19 protein-coding genes and 1 pseudogene are annotated in these 22464 nt (G+C 71.9%); 12 read left to right on the plus strand and 8 right to left on the minus strand.

The genetic code is table 11. The features are described from left to right. Window positions 1–335: 335 nt before the first annotated feature. Window positions 336–1226: a LysR substrate-binding domain-containing protein gene (locus QMO56_RS07100; protein ID WP_283524486.1), complete on the minus strand. Its 891-nt coding sequence runs from the start codon at window positions 1224–1226 to the stop codon at window positions 336–338. Window positions 1227–1340: 114 nt separating this feature from the next. Here QMO56_RS07100 and QMO56_RS07105 point away from each other — a divergent pair, with 114 nt between their 5' ends. Then, window positions 1341–1577: a DUF1127 domain-containing protein gene (locus QMO56_RS07105; protein WP_283524488.1), complete on the plus strand. Its 237-nt coding sequence runs from the start codon at window positions 1341–1343 to the stop codon at window positions 1575–1577. 22 nt (window positions 1578–1599) lie between these two features. Here QMO56_RS07105 and QMO56_RS07110 read toward each other — a convergent pair whose 3' ends face one another. Continuing rightward, entirely contained in the window at window positions 1600–1929 is a 330-nt protein-coding gene (locus QMO56_RS07110) for a hypothetical protein (protein WP_283524489.1), read from the minus strand. A 279-nt stretch (window positions 1930–2208) separates the two neighbouring features. Between QMO56_RS07110 and serA the strand changes: the two genes are divergently transcribed. The 4 genes and pseudogenes from serA to QMO56_RS26980 form a co-directional block, all read left to right on the plus strand. Continuing rightward, window positions 2209–3456, plus strand: coding sequence for a phosphoglycerate dehydrogenase (gene serA / locus QMO56_RS07115; protein ID WP_283524490.1), 1248 nt, complete (start codon window positions 2209–2211; stop codon window positions 3454–3456). A gap of 136 nt (window positions 3457–3592) precedes the next feature. Beyond that, on the plus strand, window positions 3593–3775 hold the full coding sequence (locus QMO56_RS07120) for a CsbD family protein (RefSeq protein WP_283524492.1): 183 nt from the start codon (window positions 3593–3595) through the stop codon (window positions 3773–3775). Between the two features lie 112 nt (window positions 3776–3887). Further along, complete coding sequence (locus QMO56_RS07125) at window positions 3888–4829, plus strand: hypothetical protein (protein ID WP_283524494.1); 942 nt, start codon at window positions 3888–3890, stop codon at window positions 4827–4829. Window positions 4830–4877: 48 nt separating this feature from the next. Next, a pseudogene (locus QMO56_RS26980) lies at window positions 4878–4985 on the plus strand (CsbD family protein); the annotation flags it as partial. A gap of 199 nt (window positions 4986–5184) precedes the next feature. Here the strand turns inward: QMO56_RS26980 and QMO56_RS07135 are convergent. The 3 genes from QMO56_RS07135 to QMO56_RS07145 are packed head-to-tail and all read right to left on the minus strand — an operon-like array spanning window position 5185 to window position 7786. Next, a complete protein-coding gene (locus QMO56_RS07135; RefSeq protein ID WP_283524497.1) occupies window positions 5185–6075 on the minus strand; it encodes a PPK2 family polyphosphate kinase in 891 nt (296 codons plus the stop codon). Between the two features lie 23 nt (window positions 6076–6098). After that, window positions 6099–6569, minus strand: a complete 471-nt coding sequence (locus QMO56_RS07140; protein WP_283524499.1) for an OmpA family protein — start codon at window positions 6567–6569, stop codon at window positions 6099–6101. Continuing rightward, window positions 6566–7786 carry a cupin domain-containing protein gene (locus QMO56_RS07145; RefSeq protein WP_283524501.1) on the minus strand — a complete coding sequence of 407 codons (1221 nt, stop codon included), beginning with the start codon at window positions 7784–7786 and terminating at the stop codon, window positions 6566–6568. Before QMO56_RS07145 ends, QMO56_RS07140 begins: the two co-directional genes overlap by 4 nt. Window positions 7787–7949: 163 nt before the next feature. Between QMO56_RS07145 and QMO56_RS07150 the strand changes: the two genes are divergently transcribed. The 3 genes from QMO56_RS07150 to QMO56_RS07160 all read left to right on the plus strand — a co-directional run bounded on the left by QMO56_RS07150 (window position 7950) and on the right by QMO56_RS07160 (window position 14646). Then, complete coding sequence (locus QMO56_RS07150; RefSeq protein WP_283524503.1) at window positions 7950–12626, plus strand: NAD-glutamate dehydrogenase domain-containing protein; 4677 nt, start codon at window positions 7950–7952, stop codon at window positions 12624–12626. A 173-nt stretch (window positions 12627–12799) separates the two neighbouring features. After that, window positions 12800–14062, plus strand: a complete 1263-nt coding sequence (locus tag QMO56_RS07155; protein WP_283524505.1) for an MFS transporter — start codon at window positions 12800–12802, stop codon at window positions 14060–14062. Beyond that, on the plus strand, window positions 14059–14646 hold the full coding sequence (locus QMO56_RS07160) for a histidine phosphatase family protein (RefSeq protein ID WP_283524507.1): 588 nt from the start codon (window positions 14059–14061) through the stop codon (window positions 14644–14646). The genes QMO56_RS07155 and QMO56_RS07160 overlap by 4 nt, the downstream gene beginning before the upstream one ends. Window positions 14647–14761: 115 nt before the next feature. Here QMO56_RS07160 and QMO56_RS07165 read toward each other — a convergent pair whose 3' ends face one another. The 3 genes from QMO56_RS07165 to QMO56_RS07175 all read right to left on the minus strand — a co-directional run bounded on the left by QMO56_RS07165 (window position 14762) and on the right by QMO56_RS07175 (window position 17496). Continuing rightward, window positions 14762–15208, minus strand: a complete 447-nt coding sequence (locus tag QMO56_RS07165) for a PaaI family thioesterase (protein ID WP_283524509.1) — start codon at window positions 15206–15208, stop codon at window positions 14762–14764. A gap of 32 nt (window positions 15209–15240) precedes the next feature. Continuing rightward, window positions 15241–15963 (minus strand): aspartate/glutamate racemase family protein, encoded by a 723-nt coding sequence (locus tag QMO56_RS07170; RefSeq protein WP_283524511.1) that lies wholly within the window; start codon window positions 15961–15963, stop codon window positions 15241–15243. Between the two features lie 147 nt (window positions 15964–16110). Further along, window positions 16111–17496 carry a short-chain fatty acyl-CoA regulator family protein gene (locus QMO56_RS07175; RefSeq protein ID WP_283524513.1) on the minus strand — a complete coding sequence of 462 codons (1386 nt, stop codon included), beginning with the start codon at window positions 17494–17496 and terminating at the stop codon, window positions 16111–16113. Window positions 17497–17645: 149 nt separating this feature from the next. Between QMO56_RS07175 and aceA the strand changes: the two genes are divergently transcribed. The 4 genes from aceA to QMO56_RS07195 all read left to right on the plus strand — a co-directional run bounded on the left by aceA (window position 17646) and on the right by QMO56_RS07195 (window position 22380). Beyond that, on the plus strand, window positions 17646–18983 hold the full coding sequence (aceA, locus tag QMO56_RS07180; protein ID WP_283524515.1) for an isocitrate lyase: 1338 nt from the start codon (window positions 17646–17648) through the stop codon (window positions 18981–18983). A 24-nt stretch (window positions 18984–19007) separates the two neighbouring features. Beyond that, window positions 19008–19169 carry a hypothetical protein gene (locus tag QMO56_RS07185; RefSeq protein ID WP_283524516.1) on the plus strand — a complete coding sequence of 54 codons (162 nt, stop codon included), beginning with the start codon at window positions 19008–19010 and terminating at the stop codon, window positions 19167–19169. A 157-nt stretch (window positions 19170–19326) separates the two neighbouring features. Next, complete coding sequence (locus tag QMO56_RS07190) at window positions 19327–20214, plus strand: DMT family transporter (RefSeq protein WP_283524517.1); 888 nt, start codon at window positions 19327–19329, stop codon at window positions 20212–20214. Between the two features lie 135 nt (window positions 20215–20349). Next, the gene (locus QMO56_RS07195; protein ID WP_283524519.1) at window positions 20350–22380 is read left to right on the plus strand and encodes a DNA/RNA helicase domain-containing protein; all 2031 of its coding nucleotides are present in this window, start codon (window positions 20350–20352) and stop codon (window positions 22378–22380) included. Window positions 22381–22464 lie beyond the last annotated feature (84 nt).

Below are 22464 nucleotides of genomic sequence, written 5' to 3' on the forward strand. Positions count from 1 at the left end.
CCAAAAACCCAGCACAACATCAGGATCAAAACACACCCGCCAGGCTCAACCCTTCCAGGTCAATACCAAACCAGGACAGTCTCCCTTCCAGAAAACCCGATGCAATTTTCAATCAGCGTTGCCTTCAGGACCAAAGCCCCTCAGGCATCCCCAATCAGCTTCCAGCGAGATAAGATGGCATCCTTGCCACCAGATCCCGCTTCGCGTCAGCCAATCAGGAACCGTTCACCGTTTGGCCTTACCAACCGGCGCCGTGGAGGGGCTTATATGGCCCCCTCCAACGCCCGTCAAACCCCTTTTTCAAGCATTCCACATCCGAGACGGAGAGGCGGCGCTCAACAGGCCGTGGCCGGCAGTCCCCCCTCCTCCCGCCGGAAACTCTCGACGATGTGCCGCTCCAGCGCGCGGGCGGCCGGGCTGTCGCTCCCCTGCGCCAGCGCGATCTCGAACTCCGGCAAGGGCGGCAGCCCGTCCGACGCGCCCAGCACCCGCAGTCCCGCCGGCAAAGGCCCGGCCAACCCCACCGTGACGGCCAGCCCCGCCAGCACCACGGCATGCGTGCCCATCTGGGAGCTGGAGCTATAGGTCATCCGCCAGGGCAACCCGGCTGCGTCCAGTGCCGCCGTCGCCGCCCGGCGCCAGATGCAGCTCGGCTGCGCCAGGGAGAGCCGCAACGGCATCTGCCGGTGCACGGAATGCGCAGCCGCCCCGACCCAGTGCAGCGGACCCCGCCACAGCGGCAGCCCCGCCTGCCCCCGCTCGTTGCCGGCGGAATAGATGGTCAGGTCCAGCTCCTCCCGCTCCAGCCGCATCAGCAACTCGGTGGAAGGGGCGCAGACCACCTCGATCTCCACCGCAGGATGGCTCTCGGCGAAGCGGGCCAGAATCTCCGGCAGCCAGGTCATGACGTAGTCGTCCGGTGAGCCGAGCCGCACCGGCCCCGCCACCTCCGCACTGCGGAAACTGGCCAGGATCTCATCATGCATGTTGAGCCAGGGGCGCGCGCGCTCCAGCAGCCAGGTGCCATGCGGCGTCAGGGCGAAGCCGCGCGGGCCGCGCGTCAGCAGCGGGCGGCCGAGAAGCTCCTCCAGCCGCCGCATCTGCATGGAGACGGCGGATTGCGTTCGCCCGACGCGCTGGGCGGCACGCGTGACGCTCGCCCCCTCGGCGATCAGCACGAAGGAGCGCAGCAGATCGGGATCAAGGCCGGGCGGAAGGGCGAGCATGACCTTCTATCAACGACGCTGATGCTCTCCGTCAAAACAATTCGTTTTTCTTATTCCAGATGCGGACACATTCTGCCCCTCCCCTGATCATCCCATGCCCGAAAGACCCTTCCCATGCTCGCCCCTCCCGGCTCCACCTTCCGTTCTCCCGCTGCCCGGCTCACCTCCGGGCACGGCTCGCGCCTGGAAGGCTGGGCCGCGAGCCTGCGCCACGCGCTGCGCGTCATGGAGACGCGCCGCGAACTCGCGAGGCTCGACGAGCGGTTGCTGTGCGATATCGGGATGACCAGGGCTGAGGCGCTGACGGAGGCACAGCGCGCCCCCTGGGACATGCGGCACCGGCGAGGCTGAGCCCGCGGCCGCCGCGCTCCCGTCAGGCTGCGCGCCGCAGTTCCGGCTCGGCGCGCAACAGGGCTGCGGCCCAGCGTGGCCCCTCGGCCAACAGGCGGTCCAGTTCGGCGGGGCGCAGCGCCTCCGCATGCTCCCGGGCCGTGACCGCGCGGGGATCCCAGCCGGCCATGCCAGCCGGCAGCGGCAGCACCGCCCCCATGATCTCCAGCGCCTTGTAGGCGGTGCGCAGCAGCCGCGCCGCCGCCTCCAGCCGCATCTCCTCGGCCAGACCGCCCTGCGCCAGCTCGGCCAGGGCGTTCACCATTGCCTGCCGGCGCATCGCCGGCGGCAGTTCCATCGTCTTGGTCGCCATGTGGGGGTCTCCGGATGCCATCCCCCGCTTCGTGCCTGACGAGGCAGGGTCGTCTTCCTGCGACATGGCCACAGCGGCCCGTAGCAGCAAGACAAATTGAAGGTTTTCCTCTCCGCCTGCCGCATGGGCTCCATGCGCCGCTGCATGGTCTGGCTCACGCCGGCCCCGCAGCCACTCGCCTTCCGGTCCATCATCGGCCCATACGCCGCATCCGGAACGCGGGACCGGCCTGCCAGTTTCGCACTTCACGAAACCGCTTCGCACAGGCATTGAACCGGCATGCCGAACGACCGCATCTCCCTCCCCAAGGACCGTATCCGCATCCTTCTGCTCGAAGGGGTCGCGGAAAGCGCCGACGCGCTGCTCGGCGCGGCGGGTTACGCCAGCATCCAGCGCGAATCGAAAGCGCTGGAGGGCGAGGCGCTGAAGGCGGCGTTGCAGGGCGTCCACCTGCTCGGCATCCGCTCCCGCACCCAGCTCACCCGGGAGGTGCTGGAGGCGGCGGACCGGCTGATCGCGGTGGGCTGCTTCTGCATCGGCACCAACCAGGTGGATCTCGCCGCCGCCAAGCGGCTGGGCATCCCGGTCTTCAACGCGCCCTTCTCCAACACCCGCTCGGTGGCCGAGTTGGTGATGGGCGAGATCGTCATGCTGCTGCGCCGCATCCCCGACCGCTCCCGCGCCGCCCATGACGGCGGCTGGGACAAGTCGGCCGAGAACAGCCGTGAGGTCCGCGGCAAGACGCTCGGCATCGTCGGCTATGGCAATATCGGCAGCCAGCTCTCGGTGCTGGCCGAGGCCTTCGGCATGCGCGTCATCTATTATGACACCGTGCCCAAGCTGCCGCACGGCAATGCGGTGGCCGCCGCCGGCCTGCACGACCTGCTCGGCGCCGCCGACGTGGTCAGCCTGCACGTGCCGGAGACGGCGGAGACCATCGGCCTGATCGGCGCGGCCGAGGTGGCGGCGATGCGCCGCGGCGCCCTGCTGATCAACAATGCCCGCGGCCGGGTGATGGACCTCGAGGCGGTGGCCGAGGGGCTGCGCAGCGGCCACCTGCTCGGCGCCGCAGCCGACGTCTTCCCGGAGGAGCCGAAGCGCAACGGCGAACGCTTCTCCAGCCCCTTGCAGGGCCTGCCCAACGTCATCCTCACCCCGCATATCGGCGGCAGCACCGAGGAGGCGCAGACCCGCATTGGCGAGGAGACGGCGCGCAAGCTGGCCGACTATTCCGACACCGGCGCCACGCTCGGCGCGGTGAACTTCCCCGAGGTGACGCTGCCCGCCCGGCCGAGCGGCACCCGCTTCATGCATGTCCACCGCAACGTGCCGGGCGTGCTGGCGGCGATGAACGAGATCTTCAGCCGCTTCAGCGTGAACATCAGCGCCCAGTACCTGCAGACCGACCCCGAGATCGGCTATGTCGTGATCGATGCCGATGGCGTGGCGGATCCGGACGCGGTGCTTGGGGCGCTGCGGCAGATCCCCGGCACCATCCGCGCCCGCCTGCTCTACGAGCGGAGCTGAGCTGCCCGGCCAGGGCGGCCGCCGCCGGGCGGCAGCGCAACCCTGGCGAAGCCAGGACGTTTTTCCTGCATCCGCAGTGCACCGGCGGTGGAGCGGCAATCCCGTCGCTCCCAACGGAAACGCAGGAGCCATTTCAATGGACAAGGAACGCGTCGAAGGCATGGCCAAGCAGGCCAAGGGTGCCATCAAGGAGGCCACCGGCAAGGTGACCGGCGACACCAGCACCCAGATGGAAGGCAAGGCCGACAAGACCGAGGGCAAGGTGCAGAACACCGTCGGCGGGCTGAAGGACAAGGCACGCGAGGCCGGCAAGCACTGAAGGCCGTCCGGCTCTGATTACGGCCGGGCACCCGCCCGGCCGGCAACGCCCGCCTCCGGGTAAGGCCGCCCCGCCGCGGCGCCTTCCCGCGCAGCCTTTGAAGGCATCCGCCATGAGCACCGACTTTGCCGCGAACACCTATGGCCGCGGCCCCATCGCCGCATCCGCCTCGGTCGCACCTCGCTTTCTCACGCGCATTTCCTGGGGCGCCGTTTTCGCCGGCGCGGCGATCGCCGTGGTGGTCGGCGCGGGCCTGAACATCCTGGGCGCCGGGATCGGCGCCAACCTGGTGGATGCCACCGCCGGGGACACGCCCGCCGCCAGCAGCATCGGCATCGGCGCCGGCATCTGGATGCTTGTCTCCCACCTGATCGGCCTGGGCTTCGGCGCCTATGCCGCCGCACGCCTGTCCGGCACCGCCGACCGGATGGACGGCATCCTGCACGGCCTCGCCATGTGGGCCACCGCCACCCTGGTCGCCGGCTTCCTGGTGGGCAGCGCGGCCAGCAGCGTCGTTTCCACCGCCACCAGCGGCATCGCGAACATGCTGGGCAGCACCGCCCAGGGACTCGGCAACCTGACCGGTGCCGCCGCGGGCGAGGCCGCCGACCGAACCAATACCTCCACGCTGCAGTCCGTGACCCAGTCGGCGGTCGACCGTGCCCGCAACGCGCTGACGGCCAGCAATGCCGAGCCGGCGGCGATGAGCAGCGACCAGCGCAAGGCCGAGATTGGCCGGCTGGCCGGGCAGCGCGTGACCGACGGTACCCTGTCGCAGCCGGACCGGGATCGACTGGTAGCGCTGGTGGCGGCGGAGGCCGGCATGAGCCCGGACGAGGCGCGGGCGCGCATCGAGCAGGTGGAGCAGCAGGCGCAGCAGACCGTCCAACAGGCCGAGCAGCAGGCGCGCCAGGCTGCCGATGCCGCCGCCACGGCAGCCGCGACGGCCTCCTACTGGGTCTTCGCCCTGCTGGTGCTGGGCGCCATCGCTGCGGCGCTGGGTGCCCGTGCCGGAACGCGGCATGGCCCGGCGTCCGACTACGCGGCCCGCTGAGCGGTCTGCCCCGGAAGCCCTTCATCCCCAGTGAAAGGAGCGACAGCCATGAACAGTGACCGCCTCGAAGGTTCCGTGGAGGAGTTCGCCGGTCAGGCGCAGGAAGGCCTGGGCGATCTCAACGGCGACCGCGAGCAGAAGGCCCGCGGCCTGGTCCGCCAGGTGGCCGGCCGGGCGCAGCACGCCTACGGCGATGCGCGCGACTATGCCCAGCACGCCTATGGCGACGCCCGCAACTACGCGCAACACGCCGGCGAGCGGGTGGTGCGCGTGGTCGAGCACCAGCCCGTCACCTCGCTGCTGGTCGTCGGCATCCTCGGCTACATTCTCGGCCTGCTGACGCCCCGCCGCCGGCTCAGTCCTTCTCGGTGCGCAGCACCTCGCCCGCCGCATCCAGCCGCTTCAGCCCCGCCTCGTCAAGGCGGGGGTATTCCGGCTTCAGCGCCTCCAGCGCCTCCACCATCGCCTCCACCACCAGCAGCCGTGTCAGCCATTTGCGGTCGGCCGGCAGCACGTACCAGGGCGCGTAGGAGGTGGCGGTGCCGCGGATCGCCGCCTCATAGGCCTCCTGATAGACGTCCCAGTGGCGCCGCTCGGCGATGTCGGAAGGATCGAGCTTCCAGTTCTTCGAGGGCGTGTCGATGCGGGCCAGCAGGCGCTTGCGCTGCTCCTTGCGGCTGACATGCAGGAAGAACTTCAGCACCACATAGCCCTGTCGGCAGAGATAGCGCTCGAAAGCGCAGATATCCTCCATCCGGCGCGCCCAGAGATGCTCCGTCACCACGTCGGACGGAAGGCGCTGGCGCTCCAGCACCTGCGGATGCACCCGTGCGACCAGCACCTCCTCGTACCAGGAGCGGTTGTGGATGCCGATCTGCCCGCGCGCCGGCAGGCGCAGGATGTGCCGGCGCAGGAAGTCCTGGTCGAGTTCCTCCGGGCCGGGCGCCTTGAAGGAATGCACGGCGCAGCCCTGCGGGTTCACCCCGGAGAAGACGTGCTTGATGGCGCCGTCCTTGCCGGCGGTGTCCATGGCCTGGAAGATGGCCAGGATGGCGTGCCGGTCCTGCGCCGCCAGCCGGTCCTGCAGCGCCGCGAGCTGCCGCACCCCCTCCCGCAGCAGGGCCGGCGCATCGGCCTTGGTCAGGCCGTCGCCATTGCCCCGGGTGGAGAAATCCGCCAGCCGGAAGCTCGCGCCGTCCTCGACGCGGCAGGCGGCGGCACGGGCGCGGGCAATCTCGCGGGACATCGCGCTTCTCCCAGGTGGCCCTTTCAGGGCGCGGCGGATTCGGCGCCTCCGGCGGGAGCGCCGGGCAGCACCACGATCACCACGCTGCGCGCCTCCCGGTTGGCGGTGCGGTTGCTGAAGCCGGGGTTGCGCGCCTCGGCGCGGATGCGGTCGCGGGCGATGCCGTATTCCACCGAGAGCATCTCCGCCACCTCGCGGGCGCGGCGGGCGGCGAGCTGGGTGCTGGTGGTCTGCCCGCCCTCACGCACCGCATGGCCGAGCACGCAGATGTTGCGCTCCGGCGCCTCCTTGGCGAGCGCCGCCGCCGCCGACACCGGCGTGCGGGCGGCCTCGCCGGGGCGGGCGCTGCGGGCGGTGAAGGGCACCTCGAAGACGTCGTCCTCCAGCCGCTCGGCACCGACGCAGTTGAAGCTGCGCGGCTGCGCCAGGGCCGGCGCCGCGAAGCCGAGCAGCAGCAGGCCGGCCAGCCCCGCCGGCAGAGCGGCGTGGATCATGTCGGCGCCAGCACCCCGGCGCCGGCCAGGCGCCGCAGCAGGGCCTCGGCATCCACCGCCGGATGCGCGGCGCGCAGCTCGGCCGCCGTGCCGTCCGGCCGGGCCAGCAGCCAGTTGGCCGCCTCCGCCTCGGCCGGCGCCAGCGACACCGCGCCGGAGGGCGCCTTCAGCACCCATTCAGCGCCGCGCCGCACCGCCTTGCTGCCCGGCGCCACCACGCGGAAGGCCTCGCCGCCCTCCTCCGCGCCGCCGGGGGCGGCCGGCGCCGCCAGGCCGCGCGCGGCGAGCAGGTCGTTGCCGCCGCGCTGGAAGCGGTAGTCCGCGACGAACTTCGCCAGCACATCCATCACCTTGGGGTCCCGCGTCAGTTCCGAGAGGCGCTGGCCAAGCTGGGCCGCGCGGCTGGTCAACGCGAAGCGGGCGGCGGCGGTTCCATCCTGGCGCGGAAGCGGCTTGCGGAATTCCACCTCATAGAGCACCCGCTCCAGCAGGATGCTCATCAGGTCCATGCCCAGCGGCGCGTGCACGCCGTAGGCGATGTGGACCGAGGCCGGCGCCTCGGCCAGGGCGTCGTGATACCAGCCGCGCGGCAGGTAGAGCAGGTCGCCGGCCTTGACCGTCACCTTGCCGCGCAGCTTGCCGCGGGCCCGGTCGTGGTGCTCCTGGGGCAGGCGGAAGACGGGATGAGCGATCGGCCACTCGGCGCGGCCTTCCCAGATGTTCCAGGTCTTCTCGCCCTCGACCTGCACGGCCCAGACGTCATGCGTGTCGAAATGGCTGCCGAAGGCCTTGTGGCTCTGCCAGGAGATGTAGACGTTGCCCTGCGCCTTGCCGAGCCCGGCACTCTCCAGCGCCTCCGAGACGGCGGCCAGGCCGGGGGTCAGGCTGTCCACGTCGTTCATCACCAGGGAGGCGCCGCGGGAGACCCAGTGCGCCACCTTGGCGGTCTCGGGCTGCTGCACGGCGGCGCCGTCGCGCCCGGTGGCGCGGCCGCAATACTGCTCGGGCGGCACCGGCACGCCGTCCAGCACCAGCTTGAGGGACTGGCTGGACCAGATATGCGTCTGGTCCAGCAGGCGGTTGATCTGCCGCCACGACAGCACGGAGGCGAACTTCGCCGCGCCGCCCTGCACATGCAGCGGCTGCTTGTCGTAGTACTCGGCGAAGAACTGCTCGGGCGTGACGGGCGCGAGGAGGTCGGCGAGGGTCAGGTTCATGGCGCCGCAGGATAGCGCCGCGGCGGGAGCTTGGACACTCCGTCCGCGCGCGGCGGCACCGCTGAAACTTTATGCAAAATGCCCCCGCCCAAGGCACGACCCGGCTTGAACCGCGCCCGCCCCGACCCGATGCTCTGGCCCGGATTCGAGAGAGGAGACCGGCATGCCGGATGGCCAGAAGGGCGCGGGCGGCGCCCGGGCGGAACTGCTGCGCGCGATGGCGGAGGCCTTGCAGCGGCAGGCGCCCGGCCTGCCTCCGGCCGCCGCCGGGCTGCTGCACGCGATGGCCGAGGCGCTGCCCACCGCCGAGCTGGCCGCCGAACCGCCGGAGCGCCTCGCCGCCGCCGCCGCCAGCCTCTTCGCCCTGGCCAGCCAGCGCCGCCCCGGCACCGCCAAGGTGCGGCTGCAGCCGCCGGGCCCCGGGCGCGGCGCCGTCGCGGTGGCGGAGATCGTCAGCGACGACATGCCCTTCCTGGTGGACAGCGTGCTGGCCGCCCTCGCCCTCTCCGGCCGCACCGTGCGCCGGCTGCTGCACCCGGTGATGCGCGTCACCCGCGATGCCGAGGGCCGGCTGCTCGGTTTCGCCCCCGAGGGTGCGGCCGAGAGCATGATGCATGTCGAGATCGCCCCGGCCACCACCCGCCTGCTCGGCGGCGGCGCACCCGAGGCCGGCTGGGAGGCCACCGAGGCGGCGTTGGAGCGCGCGCTGGCCGAGCTGCGCCTGGCCGTGACCGACTTCCCCGCCATCCTGGGCCGGCTGCACGCCGCCGAGGCGGAGATCGGCTCCGATGCCGGCGGCGCCCAGTCCTTCCTGCGCTGGATGGAGGAGAATTTCGTCTTCCTCGGTCACCGGCTGATCCGCTTCGGCGCGGCCGGCACGGCGGAAGGCGCGGAGGAGCATCTCGGCCTGTTGCGCGACGAGGCGCTGCCGGTCTTCGACGCGCTGCGCGAGCTCGGCGCCATCCCGCCCGCCATGCTCGCCTCGCTCCGCGGGGGTGGGCCGATCGCGGTGGCCAAGGCCAATATGCGCGCCCGGGTGCACCGGCCGCAGCATGCCGACGTGGTGGCCACCCGCATCTTCGGGCCGGACGGGCAGGTGACGGGGCTGCGGCTGTTCCTCGGCCTCTTCGCCGCCTCGGCCTACAACCGCAACCCGCGCTCGATCCCCTGGCTGGCCGACAAGGTGGCGCGCATCCTCGACTTGGCCGGCGTCAACCCGGACAGCCATGACGGCCGGGCGATGCGCAACATCCTCGACACCTGGCCGCGCGACGAGCTGTTCCAGGCCGACGAGGCCGCCATCCTGGACGGCGCCCGGCGGGCGCTCGACCTCTCGATCCGTCCGCGCCCGGCGCTCTACCTCCGGCGCGACCCCTTCGAGCGCTTCGTCTCCGCCATCGCCTGGCTGCCGCGCGACACCTTCGACACCCAGCTCCGCGAGCAGGTCGGCGCCATGCTGGCGCGCGCCTTCAACGGCCGTCTCTCCGCCTTCCACATCGCGCTCGGCGACACGCCGCTGGCGCGCATCCACTACATCATCGGCACCGCGCCCGGCGCCGTCGGGCAGGTGGAGGACGCCGCGCTGGAGGCGGCGGTGGCGCAGGCCGCCCGCTCCTTCACCGACCGGCTGGGCGAGGCGCTGACCGCCGAGCTGGGCGAGGCGCGCGCCGCCACCGCCCTCGCCCGCTGGGCCGACGCCTTCCCCGAGGCCTATAGCGATACCGTCGCCGCCACCACCGCCGTGGCCGACCTGCACCTGGCCGAGGCGGCGCTGGAGGCCGGCCGCCCCGCCGCGCGCATCGAGCGCCTGCCGGGCACCGAGGCGCGGGCGCTCTGCCTGCGGCTGGTGCATCCGGGCGGGCCGCTGCCGCTGGCCGATGTGCTGCCGCTGTTCGAAAGCCTCGACCTGCGCGCCATCGAGGAGCAGCCCTTCCATCTCCGCGTCGGCGGCGCCACCCGGGCGGTGCTGCACGTCTTCACCCTGGAAGCCGGCACTCCGCTGGAGGAAAGCCGCTTCCCCGCGCTGCTGGAGGCGCTGGCGGCGCTGCAGGACGGCCGCGCCGAGGTGGACGGCTTCAACCGCCTGGTGCCGCGCGCCGGCCTCGCCTGGCGCGAGGCCTGGCTGCTGCGCGCCCTGTTCCGCTGGCTGAAGCAGGTCGGCTTCGCCTTCGCGCAAGGCTCGGTGGAGGCGGCGCTGATCGCCTATCCGCGGGCGGCGCGCCTGCTGGTGGACCTGTTCAACGCCCGCTTCGATCCCGCCCGCACCGGCAACGTGGCGCTCGACGAGCCGCGCCTGGAGGCCGCCTGGGCGGTCATGATGGAACAGGTGGAGGATGCCGATGCCGACCGCATCCTGGCCCGCCTGCGCACCGCGCTGGACGCCATGCTGCGCACCAACTTCTTCCAGGGGAAGCCCTATCTCTCGCTGAAGTTCGACAGCGCGGCGGCGGGCGAGATGCCCCTCCCCCGCCCCTGGCGCGAGATTTTCGTTCACGCCCCGCACATGGAGGGCTGCCACCTGCGCGCCGGGCCGGTGGCGCGCGGCGGCATCCGCTGGTCCGACCGGCGCGAGGACTTCCGCACCGAGATCCTCGGCCTGATGAAGGCGCAGCGGCTGAAGAACGTCGTCATCGTGCCGACCGGCGCCAAGGGCGGCTTCGTGCTGAAGGGCCAGGTGCCGCCGGCCACGGACCGGGAAGCCTTCATGGCCACCGGCATCGCCGCCTACAAGACGCTGATCCGCGGCATGCTGGACATCACCGACAACCTGCAGGGCGAGGTGGTGCTGCCGCCGCCTGACGTGGTGCGGCGCGACAGGGACGACCCCTATATCGTCGCCGCCGCCGACAAGGGCACCGCGACCTTCAGCGACATCGCCAACGGCCTGGCCAAGGAATACGGCTTCTGGCTGAACGATGCCTTCGCCTCCGGCGGCAGCCAGGGCTACGACCACAAGGCGATGGGCATCACCGCCAAGGGCGCCTGGGTGATGATCGCCCGCCACTTCGCCGAGATGGGCCACGACATCCAGGCCGAGCCTTTCACCATGGTGGGCGTCGGCGACATGTCGGGCGACGTCTTCGGCAACGGACTGCTGGTCTCGCGGCAGACGCGGCTGCTGGCGGCCTTCGACCACCGCCACATCTTCATCGACCCCGATCCCGATCCGGCGCGCGCCTATGACGAGCGGGCGCGGCTCTTCGCCCTGCCCCGCTCCTCCTGGGCCGACTACGACGTGCGGCTGGTGAGCGAGGGCGGCGGCGTCTATCCGCGCAATGCCCGCTTCATCCCGCTCTCGCCGCAGGCCCGCGCCCTGCTCGGCATCACCGAGGAGAAGCCGGACCCGAACACCGTGATGAAGGCCATCCTGCGCGCCAGGGTGGACCTGCTCTATTTCGGTGGCATCGGCACCTACATCAAAGCCTCCACCGAGTCCCAGGCCGATGCCGGGGACCGCGCCAATGATGCCATCCGTGTGGACGGCCGCGAGGTGCGCGCCCGCGTCATTGGCGAGGGGGCCAATCTCGGCATCACCCAGGCCGGGCGGATCGAAGCGGCGCGTTTCGGCGCCGACGGCCAGGGCGTGCGGCTGAACACGGACGCGCTGGACAACTCGGCCGGCGTCTCGACCTCCGACCACGAGGTGAACCTCAAGATCCTGCTGGCCGATGCCATGGCCGAGGGTGCGCTGACCGAGCGCCAGCGCGACGACCTGCTCCGCGGCATGACCGACGAGGTCGCCGCCCTGGTGCTGCGCGACAATGCCCAGCAGTCCCTTGCCATCACGCTGGAGTCCGAGGCGGGGGCCGAGGCGCTGCCGGCCCAGGCGGCCCTGATGGTGCGGCTGGAACATGCCGGACTGCTGGACCGCGCCGTCGCCGGCCTGCCCGATGCCGAGGCCATGGCCGAGCGCATGACCACCGGCACCGCCCTGACCCGGCCGGAGCTGGCCGCCCTGCTGCCCTTCGCCAAGCTCTGGCTGACCGAGGCGATCGAGCACAGCGACCTGCCGGACGACCCGGCGCTGGCGCCGCTGCTGGAAGGCTATTTCCCCACCGCCATCCGGCGCGATTTCGCGCCCTTCATCGCCCGCCACCGGCTGCGGCGCGAGCTGCTGGCCACCATTCTGGCCAATGAGATCGCCAACCGCCTGGGGCCGGCAGGGCTCGCCCGCCTCGCCGCCGATGCCGAACCGGCGCAGGCAGCGCGGGCCACCATCCTGGCCGAGCGCCTGCTCGGCCTCGGGGCCGCCGCCGACACCGCCGACACCGCCCCCGCCGCTGCGGCAGTGCGCCATGCGGCGCTGCGGATGCTCCGGCACCTGCTGGGCGCCATGGCGCGAGAGCTGCTGAGCATACCGGAGTCGCGCCAGGGGCTGACACAGGCGCTGGCTTCGCTACAGCCCGGCATCGGCGCGCTGATGGCCGCGGAAACCGCCGCCGTGCACCCCGCTGCCGAGGGGCTGCCGGAGGCCGTGGCCCGGCTGGTGGCAGCGGCGCCGGCGCTGGAGGCCGCACCAGCCATCGTGCGCCTCGCCGCGCAGGCCGGGGTCGAGCCGGAGCGGGCGGCGGAGGCGTGGCGCCGGGCCGGCGAGCGCTTCCACCTGGCGGCGCTGCGGCAGGCCACGGCGCAGGCACCAGGCAGCGGGCCTTTCGTCACGCGCGCCAAGGCGGCACTGCTGGACGACCTCGCCGAGTTGCAGACCCGCCTCGCCACCGCCTGCCTGCGCGGCGCCCTGCCGGAGGCGGAAAGCGCCATCCGCGTGGCGCAGGAAGCCGCCGCGCGGCCCGAGCTGGCGGGGGTGACGGTGGCGGTGCGGGAGATCGCGCGGGTCGCATGAAGGCTGGGGGAATGAATTCCCCCAGACCCCCATCTTCTTTCTGTCATTTTCCGCACAGGCGGCTCGCGCAGCCCTGAACTGACAAGACAAAGATGGGGGTTCGGGGGAATTCCTTCCCCCGATCTTTTTTGCCGCCTCGCCAGCATGGACAGCGCCGGGCACTCTGCCGCCCCATGAAGCATCGCCTGCCGCGCAAGGCCTGGGCCTGGGCGCTCTACGACTGGGCCAACAGCGCCTTCCCCACGGTCGTCTCCACCTTCGTCATCGCCGCCTATTTCACGCAGGGCATCGCCGCCAGCCCCGCCGAGGGCCAGGCGCTCTGGGGCTGGATGCAGACCTTGGCGGGCATCGTCATCGCGCTGCTCTCGCCGGTGCTGGGCGCGGTGGCCGATGCGGGGGGGCGGCGGCGGACCATGCTGCTGCTCTGCACCGTGCTGACCGCCGTTGCCACGGCGCTGATCTGGTTCGCCAAGCCGGACCCGGCCCATGCCGCCTGGGCGCTGGCCTGCGTCGGCATCGCCACGGTCGGGTTCGAGCTGGGCACGGTGTTCTACAATTCCATGCTGCCGCAGGTGGCGCCGCCCGAGCGGCTGGGCCGCATCTCCGGCCTCGCCTGGGGTCTGGGTTATGCCGGCGGCCTCGCCTGTCTGCTCCTCTCTCTGCTGGCGCTGGTGCGGCCGGACCCCTCGCCCTTCGGGCTGGACCGCGCCAGCGCCGAGCATGTGCGCGCCACGGCGCCGCTGGTCGCCGCCTGGATGCTGCTCTTTGGCTGGCCGGTGCTGATCGCCCTGCCGGACCCGCCGCCACCGCGTCCGGCCTGGGGCGCCGCGGTCCGCCAGGGCCTCGCCGAGATCGGCGCGGTGCTGCGGGGCCTGCCGCACGACCCGACGCTCGCCCGCTTCCTGCTGGCGCGGCTGTTCTACACGGACGGGCTGAACACCCTCTTTGCCTTCGGCGCCATCTACGCGGCCGGCACCTTCGGCATGGACTTCGAGGAGATCCTGCTCTTCGGCATCGCGCTCAACGTCACCGCCGGGCTCGGCGCCGCCGGCTTCGGCCTGGTGGAGGACCGGCTCGGCGCCCGGCCCACGGTGCTGGTGGCGCTGCTCGCCCTGTTCCTGCTCGGCGGGGCCCTGGTGCTGATCAGCGACCGCACGCTGTTCTGGGCAGTGGCGTTGGCGCTCGGCCTGTTCCTCGGCCCGGCGCAGTCGGCCTCCCGCAGCTACATGGCCCATCTCGCGCCCGCGGGCGAGGCGGCGGCGTATTTCGGCCTCTTCGCCCTCTCGGGCCGCGTCACCGGCTTCCTGGGGCCGGCGGTGCTGGCCGCCGTCACCAGCCTGACCGACAACCAGCGCGCGGGGATGGCGACCGTTCTGGCCTTCCTCGCCATCGGCGCCGCCATCCTGCTGACGGTCCGCGAAAGGCCCCGCGCATGAGCCGCATCATCTTCATCACCCACCCCGAGGTGGCGATCGACCCGGCGGTTCCGGTGCCGGACTGGACCCTCTCCGAACAGGGCTTCGCCCGCATGCGGCGGCTGCTGGAACAGCCCTGGATCGCCGGCATCCGCCACATCGCCAGCAGCGCCGAGCGCAAGGCGCGCGATGCGGCCGGCGTCCTGGCGGGCCATCTCGGCCTGCCGGTGCGGGTGGTCGAGGCACTCGGGGAGAATGACCGCAGCGCCACGGGCTACCTGCCCAGGGCGGAGTTCGAGGCCACCGCCGATGCCTTCTTCGCTCACCCCGCGCAAAGCATCCGCGGATGGGAACGCGCGGTGGACGCCCAGGCGCGCATCATCCGCGCGGTGGAGGCGGCCCTCGCCGGAACGGAGGGCGATGCCGCCATCCTGGCGCATGGCGCGGTCGGGGCGCTGCTGCTCTGCAACCTGAGCAGGCGCCCGATCAGCCGCGCGGCCGACCAGCCCGGCGGAGGCGGCGGCAATCTCTTCGTCTTCGGGCGGGAGGACCGGCGGCTGATCAGCGGGTGGCAACGGATGGAGGAGGCAAGGCTGGGGGAATGAATTCCCCCAGACCCCCATCTTTTTTCTTCGAATTCCCTGCGCGCGCGGGAAGCCCAGCGCCAAACTGACAAAAAAGAAGATGGGGGCTTGGGGGAATTCCTTCCCCCAAACTCTTCTACTTTTCGGCCGGGCTGCCCTCGACCGTCTCGCTGCCGGCGCGCCAGCGATGCGTGGAGGCGCCGAAGGCCACCAGCTTGCCGGCGGCGTCGAACACCTCGGTACGGGCGAAGAAGATGTTGCGCCCGCGCGAGACCAGCTTGCCCTCGGCCACGATCTGCCCGCCCGTCACCTGGCCGGTGAAGCGGCAGTCGAGGTCGATCGTCACGGCCTTGCGGATATTGCCCGGCACGCTGCACCACAGGCCCGCGAAGGCCGCCGCCTGGTCGATCAACGAGAGGATGACGCCGCCATGCACGATGTCGCTGCGGTTCAGGTGCTGCGGCCCGGTGTCGCAGACCACGCGGGAGAAGCCGTCCCGCCACTCGACCAGCCGGATGCCCAGCAGGTCGTGGTAGGGAGGCGCAGGGGAAGCCAGGTCGGAAGCCAGGTGTTGCTCGCTCATGCACAACTCCCTGCCGGGCAGCGGCGATGGGGTCAAGGTGCCAGCCGCGCAGCCAGGGCGGGCGCAAGGCCAATGCTCGGGGTGCGGCCGGGGCCGGGCAGCACCGGCGAGGGCTCGGCGGCGCCTCGCAGCAGGCATTCCAGGCTGTCCGGCACCGGCACGGGCAGGCGCGGGGCGAGGCGCGGCGCCAGCCCGGCCAGCCCCGCCCCACCCAGCACGACCACGCCCGCCCCTTCCGCCACGGCCGCCTGCGCGGCCTCGGCAAGCAGGGCAAGCGCGCGCTCCGGCTCGCGGGCGATCATGTCGCCGGTGGGCGTGACGGCGCGGACCAGCACCTGCCCCGCCGCATGGCCGCGCGAGAGGATGAATTCCTCCAGCATCGGGACCCAGGCGGCACCGCCGGTCAGCAGGGCGACGCGCGGCGCCATCCCGAGCGCGAGGCGCAGGCTGGCATCGGCCATCCCCGCCACCGGAATGCCGGCCAGCTCGCGCGCGGCGTCGAGCGCCGGGTCACCGAAGCAGGCAATGGCGATGGCATCCACCGCACCGGCATGCTCGGCAACCTGTTCCAGCACCGCATGGCCGGCAATGGCGGCGGCGGTGCGGCTGGCGATGTAGCGCGCGCCGAACCGCGCCGTCGCCGGATGCAACGCCACATGCGCAAGGCCGAGGCGCGGCAGGGCCTCCTGCGCCAGGTGGAGCATGCGCTCCGTCATGGAAGTGTCGGTATTGCCGTTCAGCAGCAGGATGCGCATGGGTGGACCCAAGGGGAAAGGCCGGGGAAAGGGGTTCCCCCAGCCCCCCATCTTTTCTCTGCCTGCTTCAGCCCGCGCCTGAACGGACAGAAAGAAGAAGGGGGTTCGGGGGAATTCTTTCCCCCGGCCTTTCTCCCCGCAAGCCGTTCATTTGCTGAACCGCCAGGGTGCGGTGCTCTCCTCGTGCGGATCGAGGTTGAGCCGGTGCTCCAGCGGCGGGAAGGCGCGGCTGCGGCAGTCGGCCCGGTCGCAGAGACGGCAGGAGAGGCCGATGCCGATGCGCGCCTGCTGGTGGTCCAGCCCATCGCCATAGACGACCTCGGCGGCACGGCCGATGTCACAGCCCATGGCGATGACATGCACGGGCGGCGGCTCGCCCCAGCGCATCGCCGGGCCGGCGACGGTGCGGGCGAAGCAGAGAAAGGTAGCGCCGTCCGGCAGCTCGGCGACCTGCACGCGCATGGTTCCGGGGGAGGCGAAGGCGGCATGCGGAATCCAGCGCGGGCAGGAACCGCCGAAGCGCGCGAAGGGGAAGCCGGCGGCGGAGAAGCGCTTGTCCACATTGCCGGCGGGATCGACGCGCAGGAAGAAGAAGGGCACGCCGCGCGCGCCCTCACGCTGCAGCGTGGAAAGGCGATGCGCCACCTGCTCGAAGCTGACGCCGAAACGGGCGGCGAGCAGGTCGAGGTCGTGGCGCAGCGCCCGGGCGGCGGCGAGAAAGGCGTCATAGGGCATCAGCAGCGCGGCGGCGGCGTAGTTCAGCAGGCCGAGGCGGATCAGCGCGGCCGCCTCGGCGCTGCCGGGCGCGGGATCAAGCAGCGCATCCACCGCCTCCCGCGCCTCCAGCAGCATGAGCTGGAAGGCCATCTGGAAGCCGCGGCTCTCGCGCGGGAGGCTTTCCGAAAGCTCCAGCAGGCGCCTGGCGGGATCGTAGCGCCGCAGGCTGCCCTCCAGTGGACCGACGCGCACGCGGATGTCGTGCCGGTGGCGCAGGCGCTCGGCGATGGCGTGGTTCAGTTCGGCGGGCGCGACGGCAAGCTCGGCGCCGATCTCCTCGGCCACCTGCTCCAGAGGCGGGAAGACATTGGCGCGGTCCTGGAAGAAGTCGCGCGCCTCCTCGGTGGGCAGGACCATGCGGCGGCCGCTCGGCAGGGCGATGCCGCTGGCGTCCTCCCGCGCGACGCGCAGCGCCCGGTAGAGGGCAAGCATCGCGCGGGCGGCGTTGGGCGCGCTGCCGGCGAGAGCACGGATTTCCTCCTCCGGCGTTTCCTCCAGGCCGAGCAGCGGATCGGCCAGCACCTCGCGCAGGCTGGTCTCAAGCTGGCGCTCCTGCGTGCCGGACAGCGCGGCGAGATCCACCTGCAGGATCTGGCCGAGCTTGATCAGCAGGGCGGCGGTGACGCCGCGCTGGTCGTGCTCGATCAGGTTCAGATAGCTGGCGGAGATGCCGAGCCGGGTGGCCAGCGCCTGCTGCGTCAGCTTCTGCTCCTGCCGCAGGCGACGGATCGTGCGGCCGATCAAGGGGCGGGCCATTCTTTACAACCTTTACAGATTTACGCCCTTCACAGTGAAGATCACGACGCCCTTGCGGGGGTTTCGCCAGAATGGAGGGTGAACTTCGCGCCCGCAATGTGAATTATTGACGCATGGTCACCGGCCCCCACGACGACTTGGAGACAACCATGCGCCCCTTCCCCCACCCCTGCCGCGCCCCCGATGGCGGCACCTCCGCCGGCGCTCCGGGCGACCGCTTCGCCGGCATCCGCCGCGACTACACGCCGGCCGATGTCGAGCGGCTGGCCGGTTCCTTCCGGGTGAGGCACACCCTGGCCGAAATGGGCGCGCGGCGGCTGTGGCAGCTGCTGCACAGCGAGCCCTATGTGAACACGCTCGGCGCGCTGACCGGCAATCAGGCGCTGCAGCAGGTGAAGGCCGGGCTGAAGGCGATCTATCTCTCCGGCTGGCAGGTGGCGGCGGACGCCAACTCGGCCGGTGAGATGTACCCGGACCAGTCGCTCTATCCCGTGGACTCGGTCCCCAAGGTGGTGAAGCGCATCAACGCCGCGCTGCGCCGGGCCGACCAGATCGCCGCCATGGAGGGCAAGGGCGACGACACCCACTGGATGGCGCCGGTCATCGCCGATGCCGAGGCCGGCTTCGGCGGCGCGCTGAACGCCTATGAGCTGATGCGGGCGATGATCGAGGCCGGCGCCGCGGGGGTGCATTTCGAGGACCAGCTCGCCAGCGAGAAGAAGTGCGGCCATCTCGGCGGCAAGGTGCTGGTGCCGATCAGCCAGCATATCCGCACGCTGAACGCGGCGCGCCTCGCCGCCGATGTCGAGGGCGTGCCCACCGTCCTGCTCTGCCGCACCGACGCCGAGAGCGCGCAGCTTCTCACCGCCGACGTGGACGAGCGGGACCGTCCCTTCATTTCCGGCGAGCGCACGGCCGAGGGCTTCTTCCGCATCAGGCCGGGCGTCGGCAAGGACTACGCCATCGCCCGATCCCTGGCCTATGCGCCCTATGCCGACCTGCTGTGGTGGGAGACCTCCGACCCCGACCTGGATGACGCCCGCGCCTTCGCCGAGGCCATCCACCGGGAGTTCCCGGGCAAGCTGCTGGCCTACAACTGCTCGCCCAGCTTCAACTGGAAGCGCAAGATGGGCGAGGAGGCCGCGGCGCGGTTCCAGCGCGAGATCGGCGCGATGGGCTACAAGTTCCAGTTCATCACGCTGGCCGGCTTCCACAGCCTGAACCACAGCATGTTCCAGCTCGCGCGCGGCTACAGGGAGCGCGGCATGGCGGCCTATTCCGAGCTGCAGCAGGCCGAGTTCGCCGCCGAGGCCGAGGGCTACACCGCCACGCGCCACCAGCGCGAGGTCGGCGTCAGCTATTTCGACGCCGTCGCCAGCGCCGCCTCGGGCGGCACCGCCAGCACCACCGCGATGGCGCACAGCACCGAGACGGCGCAGTTCCACGACGACAAGCCCGCCCCCGCCACTCCGGCGATGGCGAAGTAAGCGGACAGGGAAGGACGCACGACCATGACCGACGAACGCGACTTCGACGATGGCCTGGTGCACGGCCATTCCTGGGCCATGGAGCCGGCCATCCCGCCGGCGCAGCACGGCCAGAAGGCTCCGCCGGAGACGGCGGCCATCCCGACGCCGAGCACCGCCTTCCACGACGACCGGATGCAGGGCTGAGGCCACGCGCGGTCCGCTCGCCTGAACGGACAGAAAAAAGATGGGGGTCCGGGGGAATTCCTTCCCCCGGCCTTTTCCCTGCCTGCCGCTCCCCCTCTTGGCCCGGCGCCCTGCCCCTGCGAGTTTGCGGGCCGGATTGGATACGGCCTGGAGTCGGATGTTCACCGCCTATGCGCAACTGGGGGCCGCGATGGCCCTGGTCGGGGTCAATGTGGCGGTGGCGAAGTTGCTGGCGGCGGCTCTGCCGATCGCCATGATCGCCGGGTTGCGCTGCCTGCTGGCCTGCCTGGTGCTCTGGCCGCTGGCGCGCATGATGGAGGGCCGGGTGCGCCCCTCCGCCCAGGCGCTGCGCAACCTGGCGGCGCAGGCGGCGCTCGGCACGCTGCTCTATAACGCCGCCCTTCTCACCGGCCTGCGCCATACCACCGCGCTGGAAGCCGGGCTGGTGCTGGCCACCCTGCCGGCGGTCATCGCCCTCGGCTCGGCGCTCTGGCTGCGCGAGCGGCTGCCGCCGCGGCAATGGGCGGCGGCGGCGCTGGCGGTGTCCGGCATGGCGGCCATCACCCTGGCCCGGCTGGCGGGCGGCGGGCAGGCCGAGGGCAGCCTGCTGGGCAATGCGCTGGTGTTCCTCGCCGTCTGTGGCGAGGCCTCCTACGTGCTGCTGGCCAAGCGCATCGCCGGAAGGGTGCCGGTGATCACCGCCAGCTTCTGGATGCAGGCCTTCAGCACCGCCCTGCTGCTGCCCTTCTGGCTGCCGTTCCTGGGCGCCGCCCGCGCCCTGGCCGCGCCCGACCTCGCCGGGCTGCTGGTGTTCCACAGCCTCACCGCCTCGGTCCTCTGCCTGCTGCTCTGGTATGCCGGGCTGAAACGCGCCCCGGCCGGGGTGGCGGGCGTGTTCACCGCCCTGCTGCCGGCGGCTGCGGCCGTGGTGGCGGTGGCGCTGCTCGGCGAGGCCTTCCGGCCGATGCATGCGGTGGGCTTCGCATTGATGCTCGCCAGCATCGGTCTCGCAACCTGGCCCAGGAAGAAAAGCCCGGGGGAATGAATTCCCCCAGACCCCCTTCTTTTTTCTTCGGGTTTTCCACGGTGGACGCCCGCACAGCGCACCGCTGACGGAAAAAGATGGGGGTTCGGGGGAATTCATTCCCCCGACCTTTTTCAACCTGTAGGGTTGCATTCCATGCGAAGCTGGATTTCCACCTCTGGCGCCGCGCTGCTGCGCGACGATGCGGCCGACTGGGCCGCACGGCTGGCCGCCGCCCAATCGCGGCAGCTGCGCGAGGTGCAGCCGGCCCAGCTCGCGTCCTGGCAGGCGCTGGTCCAGCTGTTGCAGGAGGCGCTGCGGCAGGCGGGCGGTGCGGGCTGGAGCGTGCTGCTGGAATACGACCTGCTGCGGCTGGAGAAGCGCATCGACGCCGTGCTGCTGACCGACCGCGCCATCCTGGTCATCGAGTTCAAGCACAACGCAGCCGCCTGGCTGCCGCAGGATGCGGCCCAGGCCGAGGACTATGCCCTGGACCTGTTCGACTTCCATGCCGGCAGCCGGGGGCACCCGGTGGTGCCGATCCTGGTAGCCAGCGAGGCGCCCGCCCACCGCGCGCCGCTACCGCTGCTCTGGCACGGCGTGACACCGGTGCTGCACAGCAACGCCGCAGGGCTCGCGGGCCTGCTGCGCGAGGTCCAGGCCGCCATTCCGGCACCTCCCCGGCCGTTGGACGCCGCCGCCTGGATGGGCGCCGCCTATCGGCCAGTGCCCACGATCATCGAGGCGGCGCAAAGGCTGTTCGACCGGCACGGCGTGGAGGAGATCGCCACCGCACGGGCCGATACCGCCAATCTCGACCGCACCACGGCCGCCATCCGCCGCGCCATCGCGCAGGCGCGGGAGACAGAGCAGCGGGTGGTCGTGTTCGTCACCGGCATTCCCGGTGCGGGCAAGACGCTGTGCGGGCTGAATCTCGTCTTCGGCACCGCCGCCGAGGCGGGCGCCGCCTTCCTGACCGGCAATGCGCCGCTGGTTGCCGTGTTGCGCGGTGCGCTGGAGCGGGATGCCGCCACCCGACAGGGCCGCGCCCCTCGCCAGCCGCGGCGCGAGGCGCGCACCCTGCTGCAGAACGTGCATCGCTTCCTGGAGCACTACATCCGCGCCGCCGATCAGGCGCCACACGAGCATGTCGTCGTTTTCGACGAGGCACAGCGCGCCTGGGACGCCGCCCAGGCCGGGCGCGATACCCAGCGCCGCCGCTCCATCCTGACGGATTCCGAGCCCGCCCACATGCTGGAGATCATGGAGCGCGTGGGGGAATGGTCGGTGGTCGTGGCGCTGATCGGCAACGGGCAGGAGATCAATACCGGCGAGGCGGGGCTGGCCGAATGGGGCCGCGTCATCGCCGCCAGGGCGGGGCGCTGGCAGGCTGTGGCGGCACCCCGCGCACTGGCCGCGGCCGAGCCCTCGCAACGCTTGGCGGAAGGGCCGCGGGACTGGCTGTCGCTTGATCCCGACCTGGACCTCACCGTCCCGATCCGCTCGGTGCACCATGACCGCGCGGCACTCTGGGTGGACGCCGTGCTGAACGACCGGCCGGAGGAGGCCGCCGCCATTGCCGCCGAGGGCGGCCTGCCCTTCCGCCTGACGCGTGACCTCGCCGCCCTGCGCGCCGCGCTGCGTGGCCGGGCACGGGGGCTGCGCCGGGCTGGCCTGGTCTGCTCGGCCAAGGCGAAGCGGCTGCGGGCCGAGGGGCTCGGCGCGCAGCTGCATGGCGCCGACGATGAGGTGGTGAACTGGTTCCTCCGCCGCTGGCCGGATATCCGTGCTTCCGATGCGCTGGAAGTCTGCGCCACGGAATATGCCTGCCAGGGGCTGGAGCTGGATCTCGTCGGCCTGGCCTGGGGTGGCGACTTCATCCGCCAGGGCGGGCGCTGGCAGGCGCGGCGCTTCGCCGGCAGCCGCTGGAACAGCGTCAGCCAGGACGAGACGCGGCGTCATATCCGCAACACCTATCGCGTGCTGCTGACCCGCGCCCGCTACGAGACGATCATCTTCGTGCCGGCCGGCAGCACGGAGGATGCCACCCGCCCCGCCGTGGAGGCGGATGCGGTCGCCCGCTATCTCCGCGCCTGCGGAGTGCCCCTGCTGGAGGCGGCGCCGGAGGCTGGCGCACCGGCGCCGATACCACCGCTTTTCGCCGGGCGCGACCTCGCGCCAGCCTGACCAGCCGGGCGCCGCCGCCGCATTGCACGCACCGGCAAAGCAGCCCACCGTAGGCGCCGCGCCGGAGGCGGCAGCCTCCGGCTC

Source organism: Roseomonas sp. E05 (assembly GCF_030063475.1).
Lineage (GTDB): Bacteria > Pseudomonadota > Alphaproteobacteria > Acetobacterales > Acetobacteraceae > Pseudoroseomonas.

What these genes read in the sequence shown, in the direction of transcription:
- QMO56_RS07100 (WP_283524486.1), bottom strand. Translation starts at nt 1,226, where the DNA reads ATGCTCGCCCTTCCGCCCGGCCTTGATCCCGATCTGCTGCGCTCCTTC.
- QMO56_RS07105 (WP_283524488.1), top strand. Translation starts at nt 1,341, where the DNA reads ATGCTCGCCCCTCCCGGCTCCACCTTCCGTTCTCCCGCTGCCCGGCTC.
- QMO56_RS07110 (WP_283524489.1), bottom strand. Translation starts at nt 1,929, where the DNA reads ATGGCGACCAAGACGATGGAACTGCCGCCGGCGATGCGCCGGCAGGCA.
- serA (WP_283524490.1), top strand. Translation starts at nt 2,209, where the DNA reads ATGCCGAACGACCGCATCTCCCTCCCCAAGGACCGTATCCGCATCCTT.
- QMO56_RS07120 (WP_283524492.1), top strand. Translation starts at nt 3,593, where the DNA reads ATGGACAAGGAACGCGTCGAAGGCATGGCCAAGCAGGCCAAGGGTGCC.
- QMO56_RS07125 (WP_283524494.1), top strand. Translation starts at nt 3,888, where the DNA reads ATGAGCACCGACTTTGCCGCGAACACCTATGGCCGCGGCCCCATCGCC.
- QMO56_RS07135 (WP_283524497.1), bottom strand. Translation starts at nt 6,075, where the DNA reads ATGTCCCGCGAGATTGCCCGCGCCCGTGCCGCCGCCTGCCGCGTCGAG.
- QMO56_RS07140 (WP_283524499.1), bottom strand. Translation starts at nt 6,569, where the DNA reads ATGATCCACGCCGCTCTGCCGGCGGGGCTGGCCGGCCTGCTGCTGCTC.
- QMO56_RS07145 (WP_283524501.1), bottom strand. Translation starts at nt 7,786, where the DNA reads ATGAACCTGACCCTCGCCGACCTCCTCGCGCCCGTCACGCCCGAGCAG.
- QMO56_RS07150 (WP_283524503.1), top strand. Translation starts at nt 7,950, where the DNA reads ATGCCGGATGGCCAGAAGGGCGCGGGCGGCGCCCGGGCGGAACTGCTG.
- QMO56_RS07155 (WP_283524505.1), top strand. Translation starts at nt 12,800, where the DNA reads ATGAAGCATCGCCTGCCGCGCAAGGCCTGGGCCTGGGCGCTCTACGAC.
- QMO56_RS07160 (WP_283524507.1), top strand. Translation starts at nt 14,059, where the DNA reads ATGAGCCGCATCATCTTCATCACCCACCCCGAGGTGGCGATCGACCCG.
- QMO56_RS07165 (WP_283524509.1), bottom strand. Translation starts at nt 15,208, where the DNA reads ATGAGCGAGCAACACCTGGCTTCCGACCTGGCTTCCCCTGCGCCTCCC.
- QMO56_RS07170 (WP_283524511.1), bottom strand. Translation starts at nt 15,963, where the DNA reads ATGCGCATCCTGCTGCTGAACGGCAATACCGACACTTCCATGACGGAG.
- QMO56_RS07175 (WP_283524513.1), bottom strand. Translation starts at nt 17,496, where the DNA reads ATGGCCCGCCCCTTGATCGGCCGCACGATCCGTCGCCTGCGGCAGGAG.
- aceA (WP_283524515.1), top strand. Translation starts at nt 17,646, where the DNA reads ATGCGCCCCTTCCCCCACCCCTGCCGCGCCCCCGATGGCGGCACCTCC.
- QMO56_RS07185 (WP_283524516.1), top strand. Translation starts at nt 19,008, where the DNA reads ATGACCGACGAACGCGACTTCGACGATGGCCTGGTGCACGGCCATTCC.
- QMO56_RS07190 (WP_283524517.1), top strand. Translation starts at nt 19,327, where the DNA reads ATGTTCACCGCCTATGCGCAACTGGGGGCCGCGATGGCCCTGGTCGGG.
- QMO56_RS07195 (WP_283524519.1), top strand. Translation starts at nt 20,350, where the DNA reads ATGCGAAGCTGGATTTCCACCTCTGGCGCCGCGCTGCTGCGCGACGAT.